This window comes from Actibacterium pelagium, from assembly GCF_002285415.1.
Classification (GTDB): Bacteria; Pseudomonadota; Alphaproteobacteria; order Rhodobacterales; family Rhodobacteraceae; genus Actibacterium_B; species Actibacterium_B pelagium.
Map to the genome: position 1 here is coordinate 358316 of NZ_NSBU01000005.1, position 25531 is coordinate 383846.

Here is a 25531-nt window from a genome sequence, read left to right on the forward strand (position 1 = left end):
ACCAGCCTTCGCGCGCTATAGCAATTCGCCCGCCAGCTTTTCGCTGATCTTGCGACCGCTCGCCAGCGCAGCCTGATCCAGTTTCGCGACAATATCGGCGGCGGCGGCGAAGGATCGGTCGATACGCGGCAGCAGGTAGGCGATCAGTTTGGCCGACACCGGAAGCTGCCGATCCGAGAACAGTTTTATCAAAAGGGCGGTCAACAGCGCGTCATCCGGCGCGTTCACCGTGGCTGTGGCTGTGGCCTCCATCCGGCTACGCAGGTCGGGCAGGGCCGTGGCCCAATAATGCGGAGCGCTGCGGGCGGTGAGCAGCAGATGACCGCCTTCGGCCAGCACAAGGTTGTGCAGGTGAAAGAGGGCGTTTTCGGCCTCTGCCTGCCCCGCGATCTGGTCGGCGTCTTCGACCACGACAGCGCCCGCCAAATCGGGAATTTCGGTCTGTGCCAACGCATTTGCCGGAACGATGCGCGCACCGGTCGCCGTGGCCCAGACATGGGCCAGATGGGTTTTGCCTGCGCCTTCGGGGCCGACCAGAACCAGCTTGTTCTGCGGCCAGTTGCGCCAGTCATCCAGCTGCGCCAAAGCCACCGCGTTGGCGGGCGACACAAAGAAATCCTCTCGCCCCCGCGCAGCACGGACCGGCAAATCCAAAGTCAGTTGTTCAGCCATCGGTGTCGTCTTTTTCCCAAGACAAGGCGCGGTCTCGGCCAGTATGCCCCTGATACAGGCGGCCCTGCTGGTACTGACCGACCAGATAGCGGACGACAACCCCAATGATGGCAGCGACCGGAACCGCGATCAGCATTCCCACGAAACCAAAGATCGAACCAAAGGCGGAAAGGGCGAAAATCAGCCAGACCGGGTGCAGGCCGACCGAGTCGCCAACCAGCTTGGGCGTCAGGAAGTTCCCCTCGACCAATTGCCCGGCGATGAAGATCGCACCAACCGCCCCGATCATCCACCACTCGCCCCAGAACTGGAACATGGCCAAGCTCAAAGCCAGCGCACCACCAACAATCGATCCGACGTAAGGGATGAAAGAGATTATGCCCGCAACCAGCCCGACGATCATGCCGAATTGCAGTCCGACGACCATCAGCGCAGCGGCATAGAACCCGCCAAGAATTATGCAGACGGTGCCTTGGCCGCGAATGAACGAGGCCATCGTACGGTCAATCTCGCTTGCCAGATGACGAATGGTCGGGGCGTGATCCAGCGGCAGCAGCTTGTTGATCTCGGCGACCATCCGGTCCCAATCCAGCAAAAGGTAAAAGGTGATCACGGGGACAAGCACCACCAGCGCCACGAGGTTCAGCAAACTCAGGGTCGAGGCCAGAACGCCGTTCAAAAGGTCGCCGCCCTTCGAGCGGATCGTCTCACCGATCGAGGTCAGCGTTTGGCGCAGCTCGGAGGTAGGTTCCTGCAAAGAGGGGAAGCGTTCAGACAGGAAGACGCGCAATTGTTCGAACAACTGCGGTGCAACCTCGAACAGGGCAGCGGTTTGCCGGATCAGGGTCGGAAGAACCAAAAGCGCAATCAAGGTGAAGATCACCGCGGCACAGATGGTGATGGTCACCGTGGCCCAAACGCGCGAAAACCCAACTTTTTCAAGCCGGTCTGCGACTGGGTCCAGCGCATAGGCAATTGCCATCGAAAGAATGAAGGGAAGAAGGATACCAGCCAGCAGCCAAGTCGCGATCAGGAACACGACAGCCGCAATGGCCCAGTATTTCATCTGTTGCTGCACCGGCAGGGGCATGGGAACTCTCCGTTACTGCCCATGTCTTGGACGATGCGGCCCGGTGTTGCAAGGGGGCGGATCCATGACCCGCCCCTCGGCATTGATCAGCAGGCGGGGCGTTCGCCCGGCAGCAGAACCTTGTCGATCACGTGGATCACGCCATTCGACGCCTGGATATCTGCGATGATCACGTTGGCCATCTCGCCTGTGCCATCCGAAATCATGACGCCATTGCTGTCTTTCGCGATGCACAGGCGCTCGGACGCCAGAACCGGTTTGAAATAGTTCTTGCCGGCAGGAATGTCGGCGGCAGCCAGATTGCGGTCGTCAACGTGGTACAGCAGAACGTCGGTCAACTGGCCTTTGTTTTCCGGCTTCAACAGCGTGTCGACGGTGCCCTCGGGCAAAGCGGCGAACGCGTCATTGACGGGCGCGTAAACGGTGAACGGGCCTTCGCCCTGAAGGGTTTCAACCAGACCGGCAGCGGTGACAGCTGCGACAAGGGTCGAGAAACGATCATCGCCAGCGGCGATATCAACGATGGTATTGGCCGATGCGACGGTCCCTGCGGTGGCAAAAGCAGCGGCGGCGACAAGAGTACGAAGTTTCATATTTAGGTCTCCCTGTTGGATCTATGACTTCGATTACGCAGGGGCATTCCGCCTGGTTCACGGCTGTCACGCTCCCGTGATTTTCTGTGATCTCTTGTCTGTTTCGGCGCAAAGCCATAAACGGGGACAAACCGTTTTCGTAAGGACCCAAGATGCGCCTGTCCCGCTATTTCCTGCCTGTTCTCAAGGAAACCCCCGCCGAGGCCCAGATCGTCAGCCATCGCCTGATGCTGCGCGCTGGCATGATCAAACAAAGCTCTGCCGGGATCTATTCCTGGCTGCCGCTGGGCTATAAGGTTCTGCGGAACATCGAACAGATTGTGCACGAAGAACAGCAGCGCGCGGGTCACGTGCCGGTGCTGATGCCGACCCTGCAATCTGCCGACCTATGGCGCGAGTCGGGCCGGTACGAGGATTACGGCGAAGAGATGCTGCGCATTCAGGATCGCCACGGTCGCGACATGCTGTATGGCCCGACCAACGAAGAGATGATCACCGACATCTTCCGGTCCTACGTCAACAGCTACAAAGACCTGCCGCTGACCCTGTATCAGATCCAGTGGAAGTTCCGCGACGAACGTCGTCCGCGTTTCGGCGTGATGCGTGGCCGTGAATTCCTGATGAAGGACGGCTACAACTTCGACCTGACCAAAGAAGACGCGATGCACGCCTACAACCGCCACCTAGTCAGCTATCTGCGCACCTATGAGCGCATGGGCCTACAGGCGATCCCGATGCGCGCCGACAGTGGTCCCATCGGCGGCGACGACACGCATGAATTCCTTGTGCTGGCCGAAACCGGCGAATCCGAGGTCTTCTATGACAGCCAGATCACCGATCTGAAGTTTGGTGACCGCGAGATCGACTATGACTCGGTCGAGCAGTGCCAGGCGGTGCTGGAAGAGTTCACCTCTCGCTATGCCCGCACCGACGAGACCCATGACGAGGCCGTCTTCAACGAAGTGCCGGAAGAGCGCCGCCGTTCTGCCCGGGGTATCGAGGTTGGCCAGATCTTTTACTTCGGCACCAAATACTCCGAAGCGATGGGCGCGACCGTCATCAATGACAAGCAGGAACAGATCCCGGTTCACATGGGCAGCCACGGTATCGGCGTCAGCCGCCTGCTGGGCGCGATCATTGAGGCCAGCCATGATGACAAGGGCATTATCTGGCCCGAAGGTGTGACCCCGTTCCACTGTGGCATTGTCAATCTGAAGCAGGGCGATGAAGAGGCCGACGCGGCCTGTGACAGCCTGTACCAGCAGTTGACTAATGCTGGGCTGGACCCGCTTTATGACGATCGCAAGGAACGTGCTGGCGCCAAGTTCGCCACCATGGACCTGATTGGTCTGCCGTGGCGTATCACCGTAGGCCCGCGTGGCCTGAAGAACGGTGTGGTCGAGCTGACCTGCCGCAAGACCGGCGAAAGCGAAGAGATGGCGCCGGAAGCAGCGGTCGCCAAAGTCGTAGAGATCTACAAGTCTCTCTGACGGATCAAAAGGCGCTGCGCAGGGCGAATCCTGCCAGCGCCAACCCGCCAATCAGGCAAAGCACCCAGAAGGTGAAAGAGATCCGCTTGGACAGGGACAGGCGGTTCCAGAATTTAGTCATAGCTGAACCTTTCAGAGATGATCCGGCTGGACGGGATGCCAAGGTTGATCAACGCCTCCTCGACCACCTCCAGCATCGCGGGTGGACCGCATAGGACATAGATCCAGTCGCGATGACTGTCGTCGCCGAACTCACGTTGCAGCAGGGCAGGGGTGATGAACCCGACTTCGCCGGTCCAATCCTTGTCGGGTTCTGACAAAGAGTGGATGATCTTCGTGCCATGCTCTGCCGACAGCTGTTCCAGCTCGTTCGGCCGGGCAATCTGATCCCGACTGCGGTTGGTGTAGATCAGCGTCGTCGGGCGGGTGTCGCCGGTGCGGTGCAATTCTCGCAGGATGCCCATCATCGGGGCGATCCCAACGCCCCCTGCAATCAGCGCCACACCTTTCGCCTTGCGTCCCTTGATTGTCAGGTGCCCATGCGGTGCGTCCAGATAGGCGCGCGTTCCCGGTTGGACCTGTCCAATCTTGTTGGTTGTGTCGCCCAGTTCCTTGATGATGAACCGTACCTCGGGGCCATTTGCCGGGGCGGAGCTGATCGAAAAGGGGTTTTCGGCCAGTGAAAAGGGGCTATGACCGATATTCAGCCACGCGAATTGCCCTGCTTCATAGGCAAGCTTGTGATCCCCTTCGGGTGTGACGGAAACCTCCCAAGTGCGGGTGCCGACGGGCTCGACTGCGGTGACTTTCCACGGGCGCAATGACCGCCAAAAGGGTCGGAGCAGATAGGTGTTCACCAGCGCGAGCAGCGCGATCCCAAGTAACACCCACCAAACCGTACTTAGAACCGGATCGGCGCTATATCGTCCCGCCCGCACCGTGTGCAGCACCCCAAACCCCGCGATCAGGACAGAGCCAAGCCCGTGCGTCAGCCGCCATGTTTCGTATTTGAAATCCATCTTGCTGCGCCCGATCGCCAACAAAACCAGCGTTGGCAGTAGAACCCATGCCAAGGCCCCGGGCCAGATCGCCCAAAACTCGTTGGTGACAAAATACTGTCGGCTGACGTCCCAATCCGGCGCGGTTTGACGGCGTGCGGTGTAAAGAAACGGATGGATCAGCGCCAAAATCGCGGCGGCCCGCGCCAGCAATTGGTGCATTCGCATGACGATATCGGTTCCCGCTTTCCGCGCGACGACGCGGTAGCGGCTCAATAGAAGGAACTCGGCCAGCAACACCGACATGGCCAACAGCCCTGCACCTGAAGCGATCTCGTCCAGAATTGGGCGTGGCGGCAGGCCTTGCGACCAAGCCAGCCCAAGAGGCAATAGCGAGATCGCAACGTAGAACAGGAACAAAAACCAGACAGGCATCGTCTTACCCCTTTATGCGCGCCGTTTAACGGCTAACGGGTCGTGGCCAAGGGAGCTAGAGAAAACGTAGGTTTTCATGCGCTTAAGTGTCAGCTGTCGGTCTTGGGTAACACCTCCGATGTGCAGATCGGCGAAGCCTTAATCGTCAATGACGGTGAAACGGACAATATCTTGCAAGAGCCTGTTGGCCTCTTCCCAGATATCGAAGAAGATAAGGTCCCGACCCACCTTCTGGTTCGTGACCAGGTCTATTGGTTCACGGCCCGGCGACCCGAGCGACTAAAGATACATGACCAAACCTAATCCAGACCCTAAGGGCTTTCTGACAGAGCTTTTTCAAGTGGCCGTTTCCGAGGCTGACCCGATGAAGGTAATCCCGCGTCATCTGCCGCCTAAACCCGAAGGGCGCTTGATGGTCATCGGGGCTGGCAAGGCCAGTGCGCGCATGGCCGAAGCGGTTGAAGGCGTCTATGGCCCCTGCGAAGGGTTGGTGATCACCCGCTATGGCTATGCCCGGCCCTGTCAGGGCATAGAGATTGTCGAAGCCGCCCACCCGGTGCCCGATCAGGCCGGGGTCGATGCCACGCGCCGCATGCTGGACCTGGTCCGCGGGCTTGGTCCTGATGATACCGTCTTGGCACTGATCTCTGGGGGAGGCTCAGCGTTGCTGTGTGCCCCGATCGAGGGAATGACCCTTGCCGACAAACAGGCGGTGAATGCCGCCCTTTTGGCCTCTGGCGCCCCGATCGGTGAGATGAATATCGTCCGTCCGCAGCTTTCGCAGGTGAAAGGCGGGCGCCTTGCTGCGGCCTGCCACCCGGCCAAGGTGATCAGCCTGATCATCTCGGATGTGCCAGGCGATGACCCGGCCGAAATCGCCTCGGGTCCAACATGTGCTGGCAACAGCACCCCCGAGGCCGCGCTTGCGGTTCTTGACCGCTGGAACATCCAGCTTGATCCAAAAGTTCGCGACCTGATCGCCAAACCGAAGATCGCGCAAGATGCGAACTCAGGTTCCGAGGCTGCGGATGTTTTGCAGATCGTGGCTGCGCCGTCCCAATCGCTGGACGCCACAGCGGCCCTTGCACGGAAGCAAGGGTACGAAGTGCGCATTCTGGGGGATGCCTTGGAAGGAGAGGCCCGCGATTTGGCGCGCCATCACGCCCAAATGGCCATCGAGTTGCAGGCCGGGATGGCACCAAGCGACACGCCGGTCTTGTTGCTGTCGGGGGGGGAATGCACTGTCACGCGAACCGGTAACGGGGTGGGTGGCCCGAATGCCGAATACACTTTGTCTGCGGCAATCACTCTGGCAGGGCATGCGGGTATCCACGTCCTGTCTTGTGACACCGATGGCGTGGATGGGGCCGCCGAAGTCGCCGGCGCTTACGCGGGTCCGCAAACACTTGTTGGCGAAGGTCGCCTAGAAAGTGCCAAGGCAGCATTGGCCAACAATGACGCGCATACGTTCTTTGGTAACATCGACAGCCAGATCGTGACCGGCCCCACACTGACAAACGTGAATGACTTTCGGGCGTTGCTGATCTTTCCGGCGGGCAACTGATGTCGGCTTAGTTTGACGGCCCGTCCTTCTTGGGGCGCGGACGGTAGACGGGCAGGGACCACCCGAAGATGATGCTGCCTGCGCGCAGCAGGAAGGTCATGCTGCCACAGGCCAGCAGTACGAAAACCACGGGAAGCCCCAACCACAGACACAGGACAGCCGCCAAGCCCCCCGCAAAAGCGGTGGTCACATAAAGTTCGCCCTTCTGCAGCACCAGCGGAACCTCGTTGCAGACCACGTCGCGCATCAGGCCTCCAAAGCACCCGGTCACGACCCCCATCATCAGGATGACAGCGAACCCATGGTCCAGCGACAGGGCGACGAACACCCCGGCAGGCACCGCAACAGCCAGTGCTGCCGCGTCCAGCCATAGGATGGCCTTGTACCGGCTTTCCAGAAGGTGCGCTGTGAAGAACACCAGAAGTGCTGCAACCGAGATCACGCCGATATAGGTCGGATCCTTGACCCAGAAGACAGGCAGCCGACCCAGAAACAAGTCACGCAACGTACCGCCGCCGACCGCAGTCAGGGCGGCGATGAAGATGAACCCGACCACATCCAATTGCGCCCGGCTGGCCGTCAGCGCCCCGGTCAGCGCAAAGACGAACACCGCCGCAAGGTCTAGGCCCGTCGTCAGTGTCATGACGCGCTCTTTTTGAACGGCGCCATCCCGGCGCGGGCCAATTCATCGGCACGCTCGTTTTCTGGATGGCCTGCGTGGCCTTTGACCCACTCCCATGTCACGTCATGGCTGGCCTGCGCTGCATCCAGCCGCTGCCAAAGCTCCACGTTTTTCAGGCCGCCCTTCTTCTTCCAGCCATTGCGCTTCCAGCCGTGAATCCACTTTGTGATCCCGTCCTTCACATAGGCACTGTCGGTGACAACCGTGATCGCAGTGGCCCGGTCTAGCGTTTCCAAAGCGGTGATCGCGGCCATTAGTTCCATTCGGTTGTTGGTGGTCTCGGGCTCTCCGCCATTGAGTTCACGCTCTTTGACAACCGCGTCCCCGTCCTTGGCTTGCAGCAACACGCCCCAGCCCCCCGGGCCGGGATTGCCGGAACAGGCACCGTCGGTATAAGCGAACAGCTTCGGCATCAGGACCGGCCTGCCAATGTCAGAGTTAGGGGTGCTGTCACAGGGTATCTCCTTCGGCCACGGCCTGGGCTATGATGATGATAAAGGAAGAGACTTCTCCGCTTAACCCTACTTCGCTGCCGGTGTGGCTATGCAGGATTTTCAGGCCAGCATCGGCCAGCAGAGATCGCAATTCGGTCTCTTCATAGAAACTGTAAAACCGTCCCAGCTTGTCACGTTGCTCGCCCGAGCCCAGCTTCAGGCCAAGCAGGACATGACCTTCGGGCTTCAGCGCGCGCGCAATCTGGTCCAGATGGCCCGGGAAGTCCGCGCGCGGGGCGTGCAACAGGCTGAAATGCGCCCAGATGGCGTCGAACTGGTTCTCAGCGCTCAGCGCTGCAAAGGGTTCAATCCGTACCTCAACCCCGAACTTATCGCGCGCCAAAGCGGCCATCTCGGGCGAGGCATCGGTGGCCTCAACCGTGAACCCTGCCTTCGCGAACCGAGCAGCCCAATGCCCGGGGCCACAGCCCCAATCCAGCACGTGTCCCCCTTCGGGAATGTATCGGATAAACTTGTCGAACGTCGGTTTGGGTTTGTCCGTATCCGTCGCGAACTTTTGAGCATAGCGACCCGCTTGCCCAGCATAGACGTCCAGCGTTTTGCGGTCGGTCATGCGGGTTCGCGCAAAACGCGCGGGACTTTGAACTCGACGTTCTCCTGAGCAGTCTCGACCTGCTCTATGGTGACGTCGAAACGGTCACGAAACGCGTCGATGACTTCGTTCACCAGAACCTCGGGGGCCGACGCCCCGGCGGTGATGCCAACCGATGTGATCCCTTCCAAGGCGCGCCAGTCGATATTCTCGGCCCGCTGCACCAGCTGGGAATAGTCACAGCCAGCCGCGGCCCCGACCTCGACCAACCGTTTCGAGTTCGACGAATTTGGTGCCCCGATCACCAGCAGCGCATCTGCCTTTGGCGCAATCGCCTTCACGGCTGCCTGTCGGTTTGTGGTGGCGTAGCAGATGTCTTCTTTATGTGGGCCAACGATCGCTGGGAAACGGTCCTGAAGTGCGGCGACGATTCCGGCGGTGTCATCAACCGACAGGGTGGTCTGGGTGATGAACGCCAGCTTGCCCGGGTCACGCGGATCCAGCGTTGCAACGTCTTCGACGGTTTCGACCAGCAGAACCTCGCCCTCGGGCAGTTGGCCCATTGTTCCGATGGTTTCCGGGTGGCCCGCATGACCGATCATCACCATCTGCAAACCGTTGGCGTGGTGGCGTTCGGCCTCGATATGGACTTTGGAGACCAAAGGGCAGGTGGCGTCGACATAAACCATCTCGCGCCGTTCGGCCTCGGCTGGCACAACCTTTGCCACGCCGTGGGCTGAAAAGATCACGGGGCGATCATCGGGGCAGTCAGACAGTTCTTCAACAAACACCGCACCCAGATCACGCAGCCCGTCGACCACATATTTGTTATGCACGATCTCATGGCGCACATAGACCGGCGCCCCCCACTTTTGCAGGGCCATCTCGACGATCTTGATCGCGCGGTCGACACCGGCGCAGAACCCACGCGGGGCGGCAAGATAAAGGGTAAGGGGCGGTTTGGTCATGGCGGGCTCCTGCTCTGGGTCACAGAGGTAACCCCCGCGCTGCGACCCGTCCAGACCTGCAGAACGAAAAACCGGGGCGCTGGGCCCCGGTTCTGATCTTTAGCTGTCTGCGTATTCCGCAGGTTCGCGCGTCGGCGCCGGCATCTCGCGCGGCGGGCGCCCGATGACATCGCGCAGCTCTGACAGTTCGATGAAGTTGTCAGCCTGGCGGCGCAGCTCATCTGCGATCATCGGCGGTTGGCTCTTGATTGTCGAAACAACCGAAACGCGGACGCCCTGACGTTGTAGGCTTTCGACCAGCGGGCGGAAGTCGCCATCGCCCGAGAACAGGACGATATGGTCCACGCGCGGGGCCAGCTCCATGGCATCGACGGTCAGTTCGATATCCATGTTGCCTTTGACCTTCCGGCGGCCTTGGGCGTCGGTGTATTCCTTCGCCGGCTTCGTCACCATGGTGAAGCCGTTGTAGTTCAGCCAGTCCACCAGCGGGCGGATTGGCGAATAGTCGTCGTTCTCCAGCAAAGCGGTGTAATAGAACGCACGCAGAAGTTTCCCTCGACGCATGAATTCCTGACGGAGAAGTTTGTAGTCGATGTCGAACTCAAGCGCTTTTGCGGCTGCGTAAAGGTTCGAACCATCGATGAACAGCGCAAGCCGTTCGTCGCGATAAAACATCTAATAGTCCTTTCAAAAACATTCTGATCAAAAGGTGGTGAGTGGAGTTTTGGAGTGAGTGAGTGGAATAATTTGATCAGAACGGATAACCAAAGTTAATCCATTCTTTCGCGGAGTCAAAGAGTGTCTTTTTACAAAAGTGACACAATTTTCCTTGTTGCATTGGGGGCGAACGTAGCGTCAACCGCCGGTACCCCGCTGGAAACGCTGCAAGAAGCTCTTCGTTTGCTGGTGAACGATTCGGTCCAAATTAAGAAGGTTAGCCGGTTTTTCGCGACCCCTTGCGTGCCCGCTGGGTCCGGGCCTGACTATGTTAACGCTGCTGCGATATTACGCGCACAGATGACACCCGCTCAGATTTTGGCGCACCTGCACGGTGTCGAGGATCAGTTGGGCCGTGTGCGTGAAACCCGTTGGGGGGCGCGGGGGATCGACTTGGATCTGCTGGCTTGTGATCAAATTATTCTGCCCGATCCGCAGACCCTGCGCCAATGGATAGACCTGCCTTTCGAGGATCAGATGAAGGACGCCCCAACCGAACTTTTGTTGCCGCACCCTCGCCTTCAGGACCGGGGATTCGTTTTGCTGCCGCTGGCCGAAATTGCCCCAGAGTGGTGTCATCCGTTGCTGGGGAAGACCGTAACCCAGATGTTGGCCGCCCTTCCGCCTGCAGAAACCGCCGAAATCACGGTAATCTGACCCGATTTTCAACCGCATCGCTCTTGTCAAGGCGAACGGCAGCCTTTAGGTAGGCTTTTCTAGTTTTCCACATGGATTGGAGTCCCTCATGGCCCGCGTGACGGTTGAAGATTGCGTTGACAAGGTTCCGAACCGGTTTGAGCTTGTAATGCTCGCCGCGCATCGTGCGCGTGAAATCTCGGCAGGCGAAGCCCTGACCGTGGATCGCGACAACGACAAAAACCCCGTTGTGTCCCTGCGTGAGATTGCGGAAGAAACCCAATCTGCCGACGATCTGCGCGAGCGCATGATCGAAAGCCTGCAGACCCAGATCGAGGTCGACGAGCCGGAAGAAGATTCGATGGCTCTGCTGATGGGCAGCGACAACGACAAGCCCGAGGACGACATGTCCGAAGAGAACCTGCTGCGCGCCTTGATGGAAGCACAGGGTCAGAAGTAATCGGCGCTATGCGCCCACAGGATAAGCGGACCGGATGGCCAAGATCGACGTCGAAGACCTGATCTCTCTGGTCCGCAACTACAACCCCAAGACAGACGAAGCCCTGATCCGCGAAGCCTATGCCTATGGCGAGGAGATGCACGAGGGTCAGTTCCGCCGGTCCGGGGAACCTTATTTCACACATCCCGTTGCCGTTGCCGCCATCCTGACCGAACAGCGTCTGGATGATGCGACCATTATCACGGCGCTTCTGCACGACACGATCGAAGACACAAAGGCCAGCTATTCCGAGGTGGCCCAGAAGTTCGGCACCGAAGTTGCTGAACTGGTCGATGGGGTCACCAAGCTGACCAACCTGCAATTGTCCTCGTCCGAGACCAAGCAGGCAGAGAACTTCCGCAAGCTTTTCATGGCCATGTCCAAGGACCTGCGGGTGATCTTGGTGAAACTGGCTGACCGTCTGCACAATATGCGGACGATCAAGTCCATGAAGGACGAAAAGCAGGTCCAGAAAGCGCGCGAGACGATGGATATCTTTGCGCCGCTCGCGGGCCGCATGGGTATGCAGTGGATGCGGGAAGAGCTGGAAGATCTGGCCTTCCGCGTTCTGAACCCCGAAGGCCGCAGCTCTATCATCCGGCGCTTCATCACGTTGCAGCGGGAAACCGGCGACGTGGTGCATCAGATCACCAAAGACATCCGGACCGCTTTGGAAGCAGAGCAGATCAACGCCGATGTCTATGGCCGCGCCAAGAAACCCTATGGCATCTGGCGCAAGATGCAGGAAAAGGATCAGGGCTTCTCGCGCCTGTCCGACATCTATGGATTCCGCGTCATTACCGGGTCCGAGGCCGATTGCTATCGTGTCCTTGGTGTCATCCACCAGCGTTGGCGCGCGGTGCCGGGGCGGTTCAAGGACTATATCAGCCAGCCGAAATCGAACGGCTATCGCTCGATCCACACCACCGTATCGGGGCGCGACGGCAAACGCGTAGAGATTCAGATCCGCACCCGTCAGATGCACGAAGTTGCTGAATCCGGCGTCGCGGCACATTGGTCCTATCGCGATGGGATCCGGGCCGAAAACCCCTTTGCCGTTGATCCGGCCAAGTGGCTGGCCTCGTTGACAGAGCGGTTTGAAAATGCCGACGACCACGGTGAATTCCTCGAACACGTGAAGATGGAAATGTATTCCGACCAGGTCTTCTGCTTCACGCCGAAGGGGGATGTGGTCAAGCTGCCGAAGGGCGCAACGCCGCTGGACTATGCCTATGCGATCCACACGCGGATCGGCGACAGCTGTGTCGGCGCTAAGGTCGACCACATCCGCGTGCCCCTTTGGACCCGCCTGCGCAACGGCCAGCATATCGAGATCATCACCGCCGAGGGCCAGCGCCCGCAGCCAACATGGCTGGATATCGTGGTTACGGGTCGGGCCAAGGCCGCAATCCGCAAATCGCTGCGGGAAGAGGACCGGGAACGGTTTATCAAGCTTGGGCGTGAACTGGCCCGCGTGGCGTTCAACCATGTTGGCAAGAAATCCACTGACAAGGCGCTCAAGACCGCCGCCAAGCATTTCGGTCTGGCTGATGCGGATGAACTCTTGTCCCGTCTGGGCAGCGCCGAGCTGCGCGCGCGCGACGTGGTGACGACCATCTACCCCGAGGTTGCAGCCCTTGCGCCCGCCAATATCGACCCCAAAAGCGCTGTTATCGGCCTGTCGCCCGACCAGTCCTTTACCCGTGCGGGCTGTTGCCAGCCGGTTCCGGGAGAGCGGATCGTAGGCATCACATATCGCGGCGAAGGCGTTGTTGTTCATGCCATCGACTGCCCCAACCTTGCCAAGCTCGAAGACCAGCCAGACCGGTGGGTCGATCTGCATTGGCACAGCGGAACGCACCCGGCGATTCACACGGTCTCACTAGAGATCACTATCCGAAATGATGCCGGTGTACTGGGACATATCTGCACATTGATCGGAGAGCATAAAGCCAATATCTCCGACCTGCATTTCATGGACAAGAAGCCTGACTTTTACAAAATCATGCTGAATGTGGACTTGCGGGACGTAGAGCACCTGCACATGGTCATGACCGCGCTGGAAGCGGAAAGTGACGTCGCAGAGCTAGTCCGACACAGAGACGCCGAGCCCGAGTAGGGCCAAAAGGAGAATGACGTCTTGGTCTTCAAGCGTCGACATAAGCGCAGTTGGCTTCAGATCGTCGCTGACAGTCTCTATCCCAAAGGGGGATGGGGTCGCGCAGCTCTGTATATCCGCCACCGCCTGCATCGGCTTCCTGATACGCCCCACAAAATCGCCCGCGGAATCGGGGCAGGGGTGTTCACGACATTCACGCCATTCTACACGCTGCATTTCTTCATCGCCGCAATCCTTGCGCGGATGATGAAAGGCAATGTGCTGGCGGCCCTTCTGGCGACCTTCTTCGGCAACCCGCTGACCTATATTCCGATCGGTGTGATCTCTTTGAAAACCGGTCATTTCCTGTTGGGAACAGAGTTCGACGAAGAGGTCGACAAATCTTTGGTCGACAAGTTCTTCGGGGCGGCCTCTGATTTCGTGACCAACCTTTGGGCGCTATTCACCGAGGCAGAAGCCGACTGGTCCCATCTCAGCCTGTTCTATGACGAGGTCTTCTTCCCCTACATGGTTGGCGGGGTCATTCCCGGGATCATCGCTGGGGTCATCGCCTACTACCTGTCTCTGCCGGTGATCACGACCTATCAGAAACGCCGTCGGGCAAAGCTGAAGAAAAAGCTGGAACAGCTGCGCGCCAACGCGGTAGCAAAACCCAAAGACTGAACCCGGAATCGTCAGGGGGGCTTCAATGACCCAGAATAAACTGCGCCTTGGCGTGAATATCGACCATGTGGCCACCTTGCGGAATGCCCGCGGCGGCGCCTATCCCGACCCGATCCGCGCGGCCCTTCTGGCCGTAGAGGCTGGCGCAGACGGTATCACCGCCCACCTGCGCGAAGATCGCCGCCACATCGTGGACAGTGATATCGACGGGCTGATGGACGTTCTGACAAAGCCGTTGAACTTCGAGATGGCCGCCACCGAAGAAATGCAGACCATCGCCCTGCGTCACAAACCTCATGCCGTCTGTGTTGTTCCCGAAAAGCGTGAAGAACGGACAACCGAAGGCGGCCTTGACGTGGCCCGCGACGAAAGCAGGCTGGCGGCTTTCATCGCGCCCCTGCGCGAGGCGGGATCACGTGTCTCGATGTTTATCGAGGCCGATGCCGATCAGATACAAGCCTCGGCCCGTATTGGCGCGGCCGTGGTAGAGCTGCATACCGGCACCTATTGCGACCTGCATGCCGAAGGTAACTTCACCGCCCGCGATGCCGAACTGGAAAAACTGCGCGAAGGCGCTGCACTGGCCCATTCTCTTGGGCTAGAGGTGCATGCCGGCCACGGTCTGACCTATGACACCGTGACCCCCATTGCGGCGATGCCCGAGGTGGTCGAGTTGAACATCGGGCACTTCCTGATGGGCGAAGCCGTCTTCCGCGGCCTTGGCCCCGCGATCGCCGAGATGCGCCGCTTGATGGACGAGGCACGCGCGTGACCCAGACCCCACCCGATATGCTGTACCACGGTACCAGCTCGGAAAACGCCACGTCGATTCTGGTCGAAGGGCTGAAGCCGGGGGCAGACGACCATGTTCACCTGTCGTCAGATCCCGCCAAGGCCCGAGAGGCCGCTGCTCATCTGGTAAAGCCTGTGGTCTTTTCAGTCTACGCGGGTGCTGCGTTCTCTGAGGGCCAATCCTTTAGCTCTGCTGCAGACGACCTATGGCTTACAGAGTCGGTTCATCCAGACTTTCTGTATCTGCCCCACGTCAGAGGCGCGGAATAGGGTCTAGGGGCGCTTGGACCGATAGTCACGCCATCCAAGCCCAGGAATGACGCCTTTCATCGAAATGCTGCCACCTCGTTGAGCTGGTGCCAACTTTGAAAGCTCGGCCACCAAGGCCTGTAGCGCCTCTTTGTCTGTTTGGACGCGGGTCTGGGAGCTGTGTTTCGTCAGCGGTTTCATCATCGGGTTAGAGTTGACCTCGTAGATCTGGGGCTTCCCATCCACCATCCCATAATCGATACGCCCGTATTCCAATCCAGCGATTTTCGCTACGTCTTGCATGAGCCTTGTGTGGGGATATTCACGCTGTTCCACCAAATCAGCCAAATAGTTCTCTTCAGTGGCTAGTCCCAGTTCGCCCAGCTTCGCCTGCCAGCCGGAATCGGTCACCGTGAGCCCGCGAATAATCTTTCCGTTCACGAAATGCGCGGCATGTTTGCGGAAGATCTGCGTCCCCGGTTCCGGCTGGGCGCAATACTCGACAAAGACAAGATCGGACAGAACCTTTCCATCCGTCTTCGCGCGATCCAACGCCTGCTTTGCGTCGTCTATCGAGTGAAGTAAGTCCGATTCCGTTCCGCGATGCGCGTGGATCGTGCGCAGAAAAACGGGAAAGCGGTCGGGCCACTCGTCCTGCGCGGGCTGCCAACACGTGAAAGCGTTCACGCCGCGCGCCTTCAAGCGCCTAAGCAACGCAGCCCGGTGCATGAAATTTCTTGGATTGTTCAGAATAGACAGGCCTTCTCGCGTCAAGCGCTCATAGACGAAACCTGCTGCCTCTAAAGTCCAAGGATGAACGCGGTCGAAATCCGCCAGAATGTAACCCGCGCGGGGCAATCGTTTTGCCGTCAGAAATTGATCGTAACTCCACCGTTCCAGCCTCACCCCTGCCTGCCGCATCGGTACAACGAGATATTTGAACGAGTTTCGTTTGGGTGCCGTCGTTACTGATATCAACGTCCGATCCGAGGCCAATCGCCAAGGCCTGTTCAGGAAAGCTAGGTTTGAAACGTTGACCCAAACTGACAAAGTTGTACCGTAACGAAAAGTGAACAGAGAGGGTCCCATGAATAACGTCAAACTGAATATGAGCAAGCTTCTTGGTTATCGACTGTTTACACAAGATTGCACCGAGACGACTTCTGCTTCGGCTATTGCAATTAAACTGGGCGTTAAGAAGGGCGACAAAAGGATCAAAGCCAAGGTTGGCGGTAAGCTTGGCGGCAAGGAAGGCCGTAAGGTTACCTGATAGCTGTTCAATTTAAATAGCAAGGGGCTCTTCAAGGGCCCCTTCTGCGTTTCAGGATGACTTTATGACCCCCTCTTCGGAATTTGCACCCTCTGCCAAGCAAGGCCTTATGGCGGATGAACGGATGCACCACGAACTCGCCGCCAGCCTTGACCACATTGCCGACGCGTTGTCGGAGAGCTTGCCGCTGCAGGCGCAGACACTGCGAGGTCAGGTCGTGGCTTTGCGTGGAGGACGTAAAGTCCCGTCGCACTGTTTTAGGGACTATTACAACCTCGTAGACTCAATACTGACCGATAACAAGAAAGACGTTGAGGCCTTTGTCGAAATGATCGGGGCCAGCGCAGACCGCGTGTCGGGGATGCAGTTCCAGCACTATGGCCAGCCAGAAGCAGCTGCGCTTTGCACGCAATTGATTGAAGAGGGCATGGAATTCGGGGTCGTAGATCCGACCACAGCGTCCGACTTTGAAAGTCTGGTGCGAGAGGGCCTCGCTCTGGCAAAACAAGCGATTCCTGATTTGTATGATGAGGTAACCGCCATCGTTCACGAAGTCCTTTTGGCTCATGCCCCAGAAGGAGCAGCCTTTGAGTTCGACGGTGCCTCGCACTACCAATTCTGGGGGCTATTGATGCTGAACCCAAAGCATCATCGTACACCGATTGCGGTTATAGAGGTTCTGGCTCATGAGGCGGCGCATTCTTTGCTGTTTGGTCTGACGATCGAAGAGCCCTTGGTACTGAACCCAGATGAAGATCTGTTTGCGTCTCCGTTGCGAGTTGATCCTCGGCCGATGGACGGCATCTATCATGCGACTTTTGTTTCGGCGCGAATGGCGTGGGCGATGGAAGCCTTGGCCAAAAGCGATTTGCTGGATGCTGCACAGAAGGAGTGGGCACTGGACGCTGCGGCGAAAGACCGGGAAAACTTCGCAAGTGGCCTATCGGTAGTTGATCAACACGGGATATTAAGCCAGACCGGGGCATCCATTCTAAAAGGCGCGCGCGACTGGATCAACGCCGCCTAGGCGCGTTGAGGGAGCAGCTTCATGATCCTTGGCATTGGCACTGACCTTGCGAATATCGAGCGTATCCAAGGTACGCTGGATCGTTTCGGCGACCGATTTCGCAATCGCGTTTTCACCGAGACAGAGCAGAGCAAGGCAGAACGCCGAGCTGACACAGCTGGCACCTATGCCAAGCGGTGGGCCGCGAAAGAGGCCTGTTCCAAGGCGCTTGGCACGGGGCTGCGGATGGGAATCAGCTGGAAAGACATGGCTGTGACCAACCTGAAAACTGGCCAACCCGTGATGCATGTCACCGGGTGGGCCGCGGAACGGCTGGCCGAAATGACGCCCGAGGGCCACGAGGCCATCATCCACGTCACATTGACAGATGATCACCCCTGGGCGCAGGCCTTTGTCGTGATCGAGGCGCGGCCCTTGGGTTGACACCAAGCGCGCAGCCGACCATTTAGCGATATCCCTTTATTTGCAGGCAGGAACGGGCATGGCTGAGAAGCAAAAAGACGGTTGGCTGGTCGATAACGTCAAGACCATCGTCTACGCACTTTTGATCGCGGGCGTCTTCCGGACGCTGTTCTTTCAGCCGTTCTGGATCCCGTCGGGCTCTATGAAGGACACGCTGCTGATCGGTGATTTCCTGTTCGTGAACAAAATGGCCTACGGCTATTCCCAGTATTCCTGCGAAGTGCCGATCGCCCGGGTCAGCTTCTGCCCCTTTGAAGGTCGTGTTCTCGAAAGCGAGCCTGAACGTGGCGACGTCGTGGTCTTCCGTCACCCGACCCAGAATGTCGACTATATCAAGCGATTGATCGGTATGCCGGGTGACACGGTTCAGGTGCGTGATGGGCGCCTGTTCTTGAACGGGACTGCGGTGGCCCTTGCTGACGGCGGTACCTTTGAAGAGATTAAAGAGGCTCAGGGCCCGCAACGACGTGAACCTCGCTGCATGAACGGACCCGTTGGCATGGGCGGTATCTGCGAAAAGCAACGCCTTATCGAGACCCTGCCAAACGGCGTATCTCACAGCATCCTGAACACGTTCGACAATCACACCGGGGACAACACCCCGCTGTTCACGGTGCCCGAAGATCACTATTTCTTCATGGGTGATAACCGCGACAACAGTATCGACAGCCGGTATTTGCAGCGTGCTGGTGGCGTGGGTTACCTGCATAAAGACCTGCTGATTGGCCGTGCAGATCGGATCATGTTCTCGTCCGCTGGCAAGTCGCTGTTCTACTTCTGGACATGGCGCAGCGATCGTTTCTTCAAGGCGATTGAATGAAGCTGTCTGCGGACCTCAGATCTTTCTGCGATCGGCTTGGCCATCAGTTTGGTCAGCCAGAGCTGATCCAGCGTGCCCTGACGCACCCATCGATTTCCTCGGCGACCCGGCCCGACAACCAGCGGCTGGAATTTCTGGGGGACCGGGTGCTTGGGCTGGTGATGTCAGAGGCCTTGCTGGCCGCCGATCCCAACGCGGCAGAAGGCCAACTGGCCCCACGTTTCAACGCACTGGTGCGCAAGGAAACCTGCGCAGATGTCGCCAGAGAGATCGATCTGGGCGAAGTGCTGAAACTTGGCCGCTCCGAGATGCTGTCAGGCGGACGCCGCAAACAGGCCCTGCTTGGGGACGCGATGGAGGCGGTGATTGCCGCCGTCTATCTGGACGCTGGCTTTGACACGGCCAAGTCACTGGTCCTGCGCCTGTGGGGGGATCGTATACACAAGGTGGATGCCGACGCCCGCGACGCCAAAACGGCCTTGCAGGAATGGGCGCAGGCACGCGGCCAGAAGCCCCCGCAGTATATCGAAAAATCACGCACTGGCCCTGACCACGCCCCGGTTTTTGTAATCGAGGTTCTTCTGGATAGCGGGCAAAGCGCTCAGGCAACAGCCGGTTCGAAACGTCAGGCCCAACAGGCCGCGGCACAAACCTTACTGGATCAGCTGCCAAGCTGAAACGATCTCGAAAATTTGTGGTGCGGGACGATAAGTCGGGCGTCTAGACTGTTGGTACAGCGACAGGAGGCACCATGAACACTCCCGCACATATGGCCCTTGCCTGGGCCGTGCTTGGCCGCAAGTCCCATCCGCCCGGATCCGTCTGGTACATTCTGGGCGGTGCCTTCCTTCCGGATATGGCTTTGTTTGCGCGCGCTGCCTTGGGGGAGCGCGACGGGCTTCCGATTCTGGTGGACGCGCTGAACTCTTTACCGGTCTACGCAGTGCTTCTGGGTGTGGCCTTGTGGTTGGGTAAAAGGGGCGTCGCGTTGCTGGCAGCGGCAGCTTTGCTGCACATCGCTATGGACCTGCCCCTGCATGCCGATGATGCCCGTGCGCATTTCTGGCCGTTGACCGACTGGCGCTTTCAAAGCCCTGTCTCATTCTGGGATGGGGATCACCATGGTCGGATCTTTGGAATTCTGGAAGCGGTGTTGTTTATGGGCTGTGGCATGCTTATCTGGCAGCGGCAGGAGCATTTCGCCGCAAAAGCCCTGCTTGTAGCCTTTGGCGCGCTTTATGCTGTGACATTTGTGCATTTTGTCGGTCATGCCTTCGCCAACGAGCATTGGGCACCGTGGTAAGGCTTTGCAAACCGTACTCTTTGGGCTAAAGCGCCCCCTTGTCAGATAAAAAGGGTCACCATGACAACCAAAGCCGGCTTCGTCGCACTGATCGGAGAGCCCAACGCGGGCAAATCCACGCTTCTCAACCGTATGGTGGGGGCGAAGGTTTCTATTGTGACGCACAAGGTGCAGACCACGCGCGCCCGTATTCGTGGTGTGGCGATGGAAGGGGATGCGCAGATCGTCTTCGTCGATACGCCGGGTCTGTTCCGTCCGCGCCGTCGGTTGGACCGTGCGATGGTGGCCGCCGCTTGGGGCGGTGCCGCAGATGCCGATATCGTTGTCCTGTTGATCGAAGCACACCGTGGTCTGACTGAAGGTGCGCAGAAGATTATCGACGCCCTGCACGAACGAATCAACCCGAACCAGACCGTTGCGCTGGCGATCAACAAGATCGACCGGGTGAAGGCCGAGCAACTGCTGGCCCTGACCACCCAGATGAACGAGGCCTACCCCTTTGCCCAGACCTTTATGATCTCGGCTGAAAAGGGTCACGGCGTCGATGACCTGCGCGGCTGGCTGGCCAATCAGTTGCCCGAAGGTCCGTGGATGTACCCCGAGGATCAGATTGCCGATCTGCCTATGCGCATGATCGCCGCCGAGATGACGCGCGAGAAACTGACCCTGCGCCTGCATCAGGAACTACCCTACCAGCTGACGGTCGAGACCGAGCAGTGGGAAGAACGCAAGGATGGTTCGGCCCGGATCGATCAGGTGATCTATGTCGCGCGTGATGGCCACAAGGGCATCGTGCTGGGCAACAAGGGTGAAACCATCAAGGCTGTCAGCCAAGCTGCCCGCGCCGAGTTGAAAGAGTTCCTAGGTCGCGAGGTGCACTTGTTCCTGCAGGTGAAAGTCCGTCCGAAATGGCTGGAAGAGGCAGAGCGCTATTCCGAAATGGGCCTCGACTTCAAAGATGGTAACTGAGCCACGCCTGACCGCCGACTTCTGGGTCCGCGCCTATCTCGCGCGGCTACGGCTGGCCGATATCCCGGTCTTCGTGACCTCTAAGGGGGATGAAACGGCCGGGGCGGTTTTGGTCAAGCTGAACACGTTGGATGGGCAGGCCAAGCTGTTTCATCGCAGCTATGACCTGATGTCTGGTGCGCGCGAATGGGCGGTTCTGGCGGAAGGGCCAGAGGCTGACGTCGATCAATCCGTCACCAAGCAGCGAGGTTTTGACCCCGATATCTGGGTGATCGAAGTCGAAGATCGCAATGGCCGCCACCTGTTGGACGAGGACGGGCTGGCCTAAGGCTTGACTTTGCCCTCGCACGCCCAAGTACTGTGGCAAGACCAAGCGGAGGGGTTCGATGGATTGGCAGGATGAAGGGGTGATCCTTGGGGTGCGGCCCCACGGCGAGACCTCTGCCATTGTCGAGATTTTCACCCATGGCCACGGGCGTCACGTAGGTGTCGTACGCGGCGGGGTCAGCCGCAAACTTTCCCCAATATTGCAGCCCGGATCACAAGTGGCCGCCACTTGGCGGGCTCGGTTGGAAGAACATATCGGCAGTTTCACAGTTGAACCCTTGCAATCGCGTGCAGGCCTATTGTCTGACCGTGACGCGCTGGCCGGGCTGAATGCGCTATGCGCCCTATTGCGCTTTGCCCTGCCAGAGCGCGAAGTTCATCCGCGCCTTTATTCGCAGACCATGACCGTACTTGAAATGTTGGAAGGGTCTGACTTCTGGCCCTTGGCCTATCTACGGTGGGAGGCCGCACTTTTGGAAGAGCTGGGCTTTGGCCTTGATCTGGCCACCTGCGCCGTCACCGGGACGACCGAAGGCCTTTGCTATGTCTCTCCCAAATCGGGCCGCGCGGTTTCCGCTGAGGGGGCTGGAGAGTGGGGCGACCGGTTGCTGCCCTTGCCACCCGAACTGACAGGGGCAGGAGACGGTAATATCGGCGGTGTATTGGACGGGTTGCAGACCACGGGCTACTTTCTGGACACACGGCTCGCACCGGCCTTGGGGGACAAGCATATCCCAGAGGCACGCCGCCGCCTGCTGGAACGCCTGAGACGGAGATCAGAGTGATGAAGACCTACGCCGAACTTCTGGACATCGCGACCAAGCGGAAAGGCGAAGAGTTCTTGGCCGATCACCTGACAGTTTCTGAGGTGTCGCTGGCTGACCTGACAGATGATCGCATCCTTTCAGAATTCTCGCGCGGGGTATTTCAAGCCGGGTTCAGCTGGAAAGTCATCGACAACAAGTGGCCCGGTTTCGAAGAGGCTTTCGAGCGTTTTGATATCGCGCGTAACGCCTTCATGTCCGATGAGGATTTGGACCGACATCTCGCGAACAAGGCAATCGTCCGCAACGCTCAGAAAATCCTGTCGATCCGCGACAACGCGATCTTCCTGTCCGACCTCGCGCAAGCGCACGGCAGTGCCGCGTCTTTCTTTGCTGCTTGGCCGTCGACTGACGCCGTGGGGCTTTATGATCTGATTAAGACGCGCGGTAGCCGGTTGGGAGGGATGACGGGGCCCTATTCCTTGCGACGACTTGGCTACGATGGGGTGATCTTCTCGAAATCGGTTGTGTCGGCCCTGAACATGGCCGGGGCGGTGGACGGGGCCGTGACCTCGAAAACCGCGATGAGGAAGGCGCAAGAGGCGATCAATACTTGGGCCGAGGAAAGCGGACAGCCCCACGCCGTGATCAGCCGTGTTCTGGCTTTCAGCGTTCCGGATTGAGGGGCCGAAACGAAAAACGCCCCGGGAACCCCGAGGCGCCTTTGATGTTGATGTGAACTGGCTTAGCCCAGAAGACGGCGCGCGATCACTTGCGCCTGAATTTCAGCAGCGCCTTCAAAGATGTTCAGGATGCGCGCGTCACACAGAACGCGGCTGATCTGATACTCCAGCGCAAAGCCGTTGCCGCCATGGATTTGCAGTGCGTTATCCGCACAGGCCCATGCGATACGGGCACCAAGCAGCTTGGCCATGCCAGCCTCAAGGTCGCAGCGTTTGTCGTGGTCTTTCTGCCATGCCGAGTAATAGGTCAGCTGGCGCGCGATCATGATTTCAACCGCCATCATGGCAATCTTGTTGGCCACGCGGGGGAAGTTGATCAGCGACTTGCCGAACTGCTTGCGCTCATCGGCGTATTGCATGCCGATCTCCAGCGCGTTCTGCGCAACACCGATGGCGCGGGCAGCAGTTTGGATGCGCGCGGCCTCGAATGTCTTCATTAGCTGTTTGAAGCCCTGACCTTCGACGCCGCCAAGCAGGTTCTCACCCTTCACCTTGAAGCCGTCGAACCCCAGTTCGTATTCCTTCATGCCGCGGTAACCTAGAACCTCGATCTCGCCACCGGTCATGCCGGGGGTCGGGAACGGATCTTCGTCGGTGCCCGGGGTTTTCTCGGCTAGGAACATCGACAGACCACGGTGGTCGGTCGAGTCCGGATCAGTCCGGGCCAGCAAGGTCATTACATGGGTCCGTGCCGCATGGGTGATCCATGTCTTGTTGCCGGTGACCTCATAGTTACCGTCTTCGGTTTTCACAGCGCGAGTGCGCAGAGAGCCAAGGTCGGACCCGGTGTTCGGTTCGGTGAAAACAGCCGTCGGCAGAATTTCGGCCGAGGCCAGTTTCGGTAGCCATTCGGCTTTTTGCTCGTCGGTGCCGCCTGCTTCGATCAGTTCGGCCGCGATCTCGGACCGGGTGCCAAGCGAGCCAACGCCGATATAACCGCGCGACAGTTCTTCGGAGACAACAACCATCGAAGCCTTCGACAGGCCGAAGCCACCGTATTCCTCGGGGATGGTCAGCCCAAAGACACCCATTTCACCAAGCTCTTCGATGATCTCCATCGGGATCAGCTCGTCTTTCAGGTGCCATTCATGTGCATGCGGGATCACGCGCTCGTCGGCATAGCGACGGAATTGCTCGCGGATCATCTCCAACTCTTCGTCCAGACCCGTGTTGCCAAAGGTGGCGTGGCCGTGGTTGTCCTGCATCAGCTCGACCAGACGCATACGCGCCGCAGCAGAGTTGCCGCTATCGGACAGGGTCACGATGGCATCGTTCACCAGTTCGCGACGTTCTTCTGCGGACAGGCCAAGATCTTGCAGGCGGGCAACCTCGTTCTGGCTCATTGGGATGCCGCCGCGGATGTGCAGCAGGTATTCACCAAAGCCGATTTGCAGAAGCAGCTGCTCCATCTCGCCAAGTTTGCCGTCTGCCTGCAGGCGCTCGGCCCAGGCCTGCATCTGGCGCAGCGATTCCACGTAGGTCGCAAGCCACGACAGCGCATGCGCCTCGTGCTGATACTGTTCCAGCTTGCCACCGGAAACGCGCCCGTCGACCTCTACCAAGGCTCGCAGGTTGCTCTTGGCGGTTTCAAACGCCTTCTCAACCGGCGCAACCGCCGCTTTGGTTAGGCTAAGCAGGTCAGGCAGGATGGCTTGGGTCATGGGTGTCGCTTGTCCGTCATGTGGCATGAATCAGCTCGTCTTATCTCGGTTCACTGTGACTTAGACATTTTGCAGGTGCAGCGCAACAAAAATACGTCAAAGAGTTCTAAATTGAAGCAATATGTCCCTCTTGATTTGCGGTGCTTTGGCTCTAAGGCTCGGGTATAAAGGGCCAAGAACGGAGCTTACATGACCGGAATACTCTCTGAACTGCCTGTTTTTCTTGTTTTCGCCGCTGTTTTGGTTACAGGCGTCGCAGGTTTCGTAAAAGGGACCGTAGGCTTTGCTATGCCGATGGTGATGATTTCCGGCCTCAGCACTTTCCTGCCCGCCGATGTTGCGCTTGCAGCGTTGATCGTTCCGACACTGACGACGAATTTCCTTCAAGCGTTAAGGCATGGGGTTAAAGCTGTCGTAGCCTCGGTCGTTCAGTACCGGGTGTTTCTTTTGGTCGGCTTGGTCACCTTGCTAGCCTCAGCACAGCTGTACAACCTACTTCCGCCCAAAGTTCTCTTTGCCTGTATTGGCGTTCCGATCGTTTTGTTCTCGATCTATCAATTGGCAGGGAAAAGCTTTTCGATCCCCCCAGAGCGCCGAAAAAGGGCAGAGGTCATCGCTGCGGGGTTTGCGGGTCTGAGCGGGGGCATCTCTGGCGTTTGGGGGCCTCCGACCGTCGCGTTTTTGACTGCGGTCGGGACCGAGAAGTCGGACCAGATGCGCCTGCAGGGCATTATCTATGGGCTAGGGGCGGTCGCGCTATTTGGCGCGCATGTCCAGTCCGGAGTTGTAAATGCCCGAACTTTACCATTTTCGATTGCGATGGTTGTGCCAGCCTTCATTGGTATGTGGCTTGGGATGCGGGTGCACGACCGCATGGACGCGGCCAAGTTCCGGAAGGTGACTTTGATCGTTTTGGTGATCGCAGGGGGCAATCTAATTCGAAAGTCGCTGATATAACGCGGACCGGGGTC

Annotated in this window: 31 protein-coding genes; 20 read left to right on the forward strand and 11 right to left on the reverse strand. The window is 58.8% G+C overall.

Annotation, left to right across the window (positions count from 1 at the left end; translation table 11 throughout):
* Positions 1-15 precede the first annotated feature (15 nt).
* The 3 genes from CLM58_RS06715 to CLM58_RS06725 all read right to left on the reverse strand — a co-directional run bounded on the left by CLM58_RS06715 (position 16) and on the right by CLM58_RS06725 (position 2355).
* Positions 16-672, reverse strand: a complete 657-nt coding sequence (locus CLM58_RS06715; RefSeq protein WP_095595154.1) for a P-loop NTPase family protein — start codon at positions 670-672, stop codon at positions 16-18.
* A complete protein-coding gene (locus tag CLM58_RS06720; RefSeq protein WP_095595155.1) occupies positions 665-1762 on the reverse strand; it encodes an AI-2E family transporter in 1098 nt (365 codons plus the stop codon). Before CLM58_RS06720 ends, CLM58_RS06715 begins: the two co-directional genes overlap by 8 nt.
* Before the next feature lie 86 nt (positions 1763-1848).
* A complete protein-coding gene (locus CLM58_RS06725; protein ID WP_095595156.1) occupies positions 1849-2355 on the reverse strand; it encodes a fasciclin domain-containing protein in 507 nt (168 codons plus the stop codon).
* 152 nt (positions 2356-2507) lie between these two features.
* Between CLM58_RS06725 and proS the strand changes: the two genes are divergently transcribed.
* Positions 2508-3845, forward strand: a complete 1338-nt coding sequence (proS, locus tag CLM58_RS06730; protein ID WP_095595157.1) for a proline--tRNA ligase — start codon at positions 2508-2510, stop codon at positions 3843-3845.
* Between the two features lie 113 nt (positions 3846-3958).
* Here the strand turns inward: proS and CLM58_RS06735 are convergent, their stop codons facing one another.
* Positions 3959-5278 carry a ferredoxin reductase family protein gene (locus tag CLM58_RS06735; protein ID WP_095595158.1) on the reverse strand — a complete coding sequence of 440 codons (1320 nt, stop codon included), beginning with the start codon at positions 5276-5278 and terminating at the stop codon, positions 3959-3961.
* 102 nt (positions 5279-5380) lie between these two features.
* Between CLM58_RS06735 and CLM58_RS06740 the strand changes: the two genes are divergently transcribed.
* Positions 5381-5581 carry a D-lyxose/D-mannose family sugar isomerase gene (locus CLM58_RS06740; RefSeq protein ID WP_308422215.1) on the forward strand — a complete coding sequence of 67 codons (201 nt, stop codon included), beginning with the start codon at positions 5381-5383 and terminating at the stop codon, positions 5579-5581.
* Entirely contained in the window at positions 5568-6842 is a 1275-nt protein-coding gene (locus CLM58_RS06745) for a glycerate kinase type-2 family protein (RefSeq protein ID WP_095595160.1), read from the forward strand. The genes CLM58_RS06740 and CLM58_RS06745 overlap by 14 nt, the downstream gene beginning before the upstream one ends.
* 7 nt (positions 6843-6849) lie before the next feature.
* Here the strand turns inward: CLM58_RS06745 and CLM58_RS06750 are convergent, their stop codons facing one another.
* From CLM58_RS06750 to CLM58_RS06770, 5 genes are all read right to left on the reverse strand, one after another.
* Positions 6850-7485 (reverse strand): trimeric intracellular cation channel family protein, encoded by a 636-nt coding sequence (locus CLM58_RS06750; protein WP_095595161.1) that lies wholly within the window; start codon positions 7483-7485, stop codon positions 6850-6852.
* Entirely contained in the window at positions 7482-7937 is a 456-nt protein-coding gene (gene rnhA / locus CLM58_RS06755; protein WP_095595162.1) for a ribonuclease HI, read from the reverse strand. The genes CLM58_RS06750 and rnhA overlap by 4 nt, the downstream gene beginning before the upstream one ends.
* Positions 7938-7974: 37 nt before the next feature.
* Positions 7975-8592: a class I SAM-dependent methyltransferase gene (locus CLM58_RS06760; protein WP_095595163.1), complete on the reverse strand. Its 618-nt coding sequence runs from the start codon at positions 8590-8592 to the stop codon at positions 7975-7977.
* Complete coding sequence (gene ispH / locus CLM58_RS06765; RefSeq protein WP_095595164.1) at positions 8589-9539, reverse strand: 4-hydroxy-3-methylbut-2-enyl diphosphate reductase; 951 nt, start codon at positions 9537-9539, stop codon at positions 8589-8591. The genes CLM58_RS06760 and ispH overlap by 4 nt, the downstream gene beginning before the upstream one ends.
* Positions 9540-9638: 99 nt before the next feature.
* A complete protein-coding gene (locus CLM58_RS06770) occupies positions 9639-10214 on the reverse strand; it encodes a LabA-like NYN domain-containing protein (protein WP_095595165.1) in 576 nt (191 codons plus the stop codon).
* A gap of 123 nt (positions 10215-10337) precedes the next feature.
* Between CLM58_RS06770 and folK the strand changes: the two genes are divergently transcribed.
* The 6 genes from folK to CLM58_RS06800 all read left to right on the forward strand — a co-directional run bounded on the left by folK (position 10338) and on the right by CLM58_RS06800 (position 15235).
* The gene (folK, locus tag CLM58_RS06775) at positions 10338-10913 is read left to right on the forward strand and encodes a 2-amino-4-hydroxy-6-hydroxymethyldihydropteridine diphosphokinase (protein ID WP_229666151.1); all 576 of its coding nucleotides are present in this window, start codon (positions 10338-10340) and stop codon (positions 10911-10913) included.
* A gap of 88 nt (positions 10914-11001) precedes the next feature.
* Entirely contained in the window at positions 11002-11352 is a 351-nt protein-coding gene (gene rpoZ / locus CLM58_RS06780) for a DNA-directed RNA polymerase subunit omega (RefSeq protein WP_095595166.1), read from the forward strand.
* Between the two features lie 34 nt (positions 11353-11386).
* Positions 11387-13510, forward strand: a complete 2124-nt coding sequence (locus CLM58_RS06785) for a RelA/SpoT family protein (RefSeq protein ID WP_095595167.1) — start codon at positions 11387-11389, stop codon at positions 13508-13510.
* Positions 13511-13531: 21 nt separating this feature from the next.
* A complete protein-coding gene (locus CLM58_RS06790; RefSeq protein WP_095595168.1) occupies positions 13532-14173 on the forward strand; it encodes a DUF2062 domain-containing protein in 642 nt (213 codons plus the stop codon).
* Between the two features lie 25 nt (positions 14174-14198).
* The gene (locus CLM58_RS06795; RefSeq protein ID WP_095595169.1) at positions 14199-14945 is read left to right on the forward strand and encodes a pyridoxine 5'-phosphate synthase; all 747 of its coding nucleotides are present in this window, start codon (positions 14199-14201) and stop codon (positions 14943-14945) included.
* Positions 14942-15235 carry an RNA 2'-phosphotransferase gene (locus tag CLM58_RS06800; RefSeq protein WP_095595170.1) on the forward strand — a complete coding sequence of 98 codons (294 nt, stop codon included), beginning with the start codon at positions 14942-14944 and terminating at the stop codon, positions 15233-15235. Before CLM58_RS06795 ends, CLM58_RS06800 begins: the two co-directional genes overlap by 4 nt.
* A gap of 3 nt (positions 15236-15238) precedes the next feature.
* On the opposite strand, the gene CLM58_RS06805 is transcribed toward CLM58_RS06800, so the two are convergent.
* A complete protein-coding gene (locus CLM58_RS06805) occupies positions 15239-16072 on the reverse strand; it encodes an ATP-grasp domain-containing protein (RefSeq protein ID WP_095595171.1) in 834 nt (277 codons plus the stop codon).
* A gap of 229 nt (positions 16073-16301) precedes the next feature.
* Between CLM58_RS06805 and CLM58_RS06810 the strand changes: the two genes are divergently transcribed.
* From CLM58_RS06810 to CLM58_RS06855, 10 genes are all read left to right on the forward strand, one after another.
* Positions 16302-16484 (forward strand): hypothetical protein, encoded by a 183-nt coding sequence (locus CLM58_RS06810; protein ID WP_095595172.1) that lies wholly within the window; start codon positions 16302-16304, stop codon positions 16482-16484.
* A 64-nt stretch (positions 16485-16548) separates the two neighbouring features.
* The gene (locus CLM58_RS06815) at positions 16549-17511 is read left to right on the forward strand and encodes an aKG-HExxH-type peptide beta-hydroxylase (RefSeq protein ID WP_095595173.1); all 963 of its coding nucleotides are present in this window, start codon (positions 16549-16551) and stop codon (positions 17509-17511) included.
* A 21-nt stretch (positions 17512-17532) separates the two neighbouring features.
* A complete protein-coding gene (gene acpS / locus CLM58_RS06820; protein WP_095595174.1) occupies positions 17533-17934 on the forward strand; it encodes a holo-ACP synthase in 402 nt (133 codons plus the stop codon).
* A 58-nt stretch (positions 17935-17992) separates the two neighbouring features.
* On the forward strand, positions 17993-18793 hold the full coding sequence (gene lepB, locus CLM58_RS06825) for a signal peptidase I (protein ID WP_095595175.1): 801 nt from the start codon (positions 17993-17995) through the stop codon (positions 18791-18793).
* Positions 18790-19470, forward strand: coding sequence for a ribonuclease III (rnc, locus tag CLM58_RS06830; RefSeq protein ID WP_095595176.1), 681 nt, complete (start codon positions 18790-18792; stop codon positions 19468-19470). The genes lepB and rnc overlap by 4 nt, the downstream gene beginning before the upstream one ends.
* 74 nt (positions 19471-19544) lie before the next feature.
* Positions 19545-20096: a cobalamin biosynthesis protein CobQ gene (locus CLM58_RS06835; RefSeq protein WP_143226537.1), complete on the forward strand. Its 552-nt coding sequence runs from the start codon at positions 19545-19547 to the stop codon at positions 20094-20096.
* A gap of 60 nt (positions 20097-20156) precedes the next feature.
* Positions 20157-21065 carry a GTPase Era gene (gene era / locus CLM58_RS06840; protein WP_095595178.1) on the forward strand — a complete coding sequence of 303 codons (909 nt, stop codon included), beginning with the start codon at positions 20157-20159 and terminating at the stop codon, positions 21063-21065.
* On the forward strand, positions 21055-21393 hold the full coding sequence (locus tag CLM58_RS06845; RefSeq protein ID WP_095595179.1) for a DUF1491 family protein: 339 nt from the start codon (positions 21055-21057) through the stop codon (positions 21391-21393). The genes era and CLM58_RS06845 overlap by 11 nt, the downstream gene beginning before the upstream one ends.
* 58 nt (positions 21394-21451) lie before the next feature.
* Positions 21452-22177 carry a DNA repair protein RecO gene (gene recO, locus CLM58_RS06850; RefSeq protein ID WP_095595180.1) on the forward strand — a complete coding sequence of 242 codons (726 nt, stop codon included), beginning with the start codon at positions 21452-21454 and terminating at the stop codon, positions 22175-22177.
* On the forward strand, positions 22177-22839 hold the full coding sequence (locus CLM58_RS06855; RefSeq protein ID WP_095595181.1) for a DNA-3-methyladenine glycosylase I: 663 nt from the start codon (positions 22177-22179) through the stop codon (positions 22837-22839). Before recO ends, CLM58_RS06855 begins: the two co-directional genes overlap by 1 nt.
* Positions 22840-22901: 62 nt before the next feature.
* Here CLM58_RS06855 and CLM58_RS06860 read toward each other — a convergent pair whose 3' ends face one another.
* A complete protein-coding gene (locus CLM58_RS06860; RefSeq protein ID WP_095595182.1) occupies positions 22902-24587 on the reverse strand; it encodes an acyl-CoA dehydrogenase family protein in 1686 nt (561 codons plus the stop codon).
* Positions 24588-24749: 162 nt separating this feature from the next.
* Between CLM58_RS06860 and CLM58_RS06865 the strand changes: the two genes are divergently transcribed.
* The gene (locus tag CLM58_RS06865) at positions 24750-25517 is read left to right on the forward strand and encodes a sulfite exporter TauE/SafE family protein (RefSeq protein WP_095595183.1); all 768 of its coding nucleotides are present in this window, start codon (positions 24750-24752) and stop codon (positions 25515-25517) included.
* The last annotated feature ends 14 nt before the right edge of the window (positions 25518-25531 follow it).

Bases quoted from the DNA above. Each gene is read 5' to 3' on its own strand.
- CLM58_RS06715 (WP_095595154.1), bottom strand. From the start codon at position 672: ATGGCTGAACAACTGACTTTGGATTTGCCGGTCCGTGCTGCGCGGGGG.
- CLM58_RS06720 (WP_095595155.1), bottom strand. From the start codon at position 1,762: ATGCCCCTGCCGGTGCAGCAACAGATGAAATACTGGGCCATTGCGGCT.
- CLM58_RS06725 (WP_095595156.1), bottom strand. From the start codon at position 2,355: ATGAAACTTCGTACTCTTGTCGCCGCCGCTGCTTTTGCCACCGCAGGG.
- proS (WP_095595157.1), top strand. From the start codon at position 2,508: ATGCGCCTGTCCCGCTATTTCCTGCCTGTTCTCAAGGAAACCCCCGCC.
- CLM58_RS06735 (WP_095595158.1), bottom strand. From the start codon at position 5,278: ATGCCTGTCTGGTTTTTGTTCCTGTTCTACGTTGCGATCTCGCTATTG.
- CLM58_RS06745 (WP_095595160.1), top strand. From the start codon at position 5,568: ATGACCAAACCTAATCCAGACCCTAAGGGCTTTCTGACAGAGCTTTTT.
- CLM58_RS06750 (WP_095595161.1), bottom strand. From the start codon at position 7,485: ATGACACTGACGACGGGCCTAGACCTTGCGGCGGTGTTCGTCTTTGCG.
- rnhA (WP_095595162.1), bottom strand. From the start codon at position 7,937: ATGCCGAAGCTGTTCGCTTATACCGACGGTGCCTGTTCCGGCAATCCC.
- CLM58_RS06760 (WP_095595163.1), bottom strand. From the start codon at position 8,592: ATGACCGACCGCAAAACGCTGGACGTCTATGCTGGGCAAGCGGGTCGC.
- ispH (WP_095595164.1), bottom strand. From the start codon at position 9,539: ATGACCAAACCGCCCCTTACCCTTTATCTTGCCGCCCCGCGTGGGTTC.
- CLM58_RS06770 (WP_095595165.1), bottom strand. From the start codon at position 10,214: ATGTTTTATCGCGACGAACGGCTTGCGCTGTTCATCGATGGTTCGAAC.
- rpoZ (WP_095595166.1), top strand. From the start codon at position 11,002: ATGGCCCGCGTGACGGTTGAAGATTGCGTTGACAAGGTTCCGAACCGG.
- CLM58_RS06785 (WP_095595167.1), top strand. From the start codon at position 11,387: ATGGCCAAGATCGACGTCGAAGACCTGATCTCTCTGGTCCGCAACTAC.
- CLM58_RS06795 (WP_095595169.1), top strand. From the start codon at position 14,199: ATGACCCAGAATAAACTGCGCCTTGGCGTGAATATCGACCATGTGGCC.
- CLM58_RS06810 (WP_095595172.1), top strand. From the start codon at position 16,302: ATGAATAACGTCAAACTGAATATGAGCAAGCTTCTTGGTTATCGACTG.
- CLM58_RS06815 (WP_095595173.1), top strand. From the start codon at position 16,549: ATGACCCCCTCTTCGGAATTTGCACCCTCTGCCAAGCAAGGCCTTATG.
- acpS (WP_095595174.1), top strand. From the start codon at position 17,533: ATGATCCTTGGCATTGGCACTGACCTTGCGAATATCGAGCGTATCCAA.
- lepB (WP_095595175.1), top strand. From the start codon at position 17,993: ATGGCTGAGAAGCAAAAAGACGGTTGGCTGGTCGATAACGTCAAGACC.
- rnc (WP_095595176.1), top strand. From the start codon at position 18,790: ATGAAGCTGTCTGCGGACCTCAGATCTTTCTGCGATCGGCTTGGCCAT.
- CLM58_RS06835 (WP_143226537.1), top strand. From the start codon at position 19,545: ATGAACACTCCCGCACATATGGCCCTTGCCTGGGCCGTGCTTGGCCGC.
- era (WP_095595178.1), top strand. From the start codon at position 20,157: ATGACAACCAAAGCCGGCTTCGTCGCACTGATCGGAGAGCCCAACGCG.
- CLM58_RS06845 (WP_095595179.1), top strand. From the start codon at position 21,055: ATGGTAACTGAGCCACGCCTGACCGCCGACTTCTGGGTCCGCGCCTAT.
- recO (WP_095595180.1), top strand. From the start codon at position 21,452: ATGGATTGGCAGGATGAAGGGGTGATCCTTGGGGTGCGGCCCCACGGC.
- CLM58_RS06855 (WP_095595181.1), top strand. From the start codon at position 22,177: ATGAAGACCTACGCCGAACTTCTGGACATCGCGACCAAGCGGAAAGGC.
- CLM58_RS06860 (WP_095595182.1), bottom strand. From the start codon at position 24,587: ATGCCACATGACGGACAAGCGACACCCATGACCCAAGCCATCCTGCCT.
- CLM58_RS06865 (WP_095595183.1), top strand. From the start codon at position 24,750: ATGACCGGAATACTCTCTGAACTGCCTGTTTTTCTTGTTTTCGCCGCT.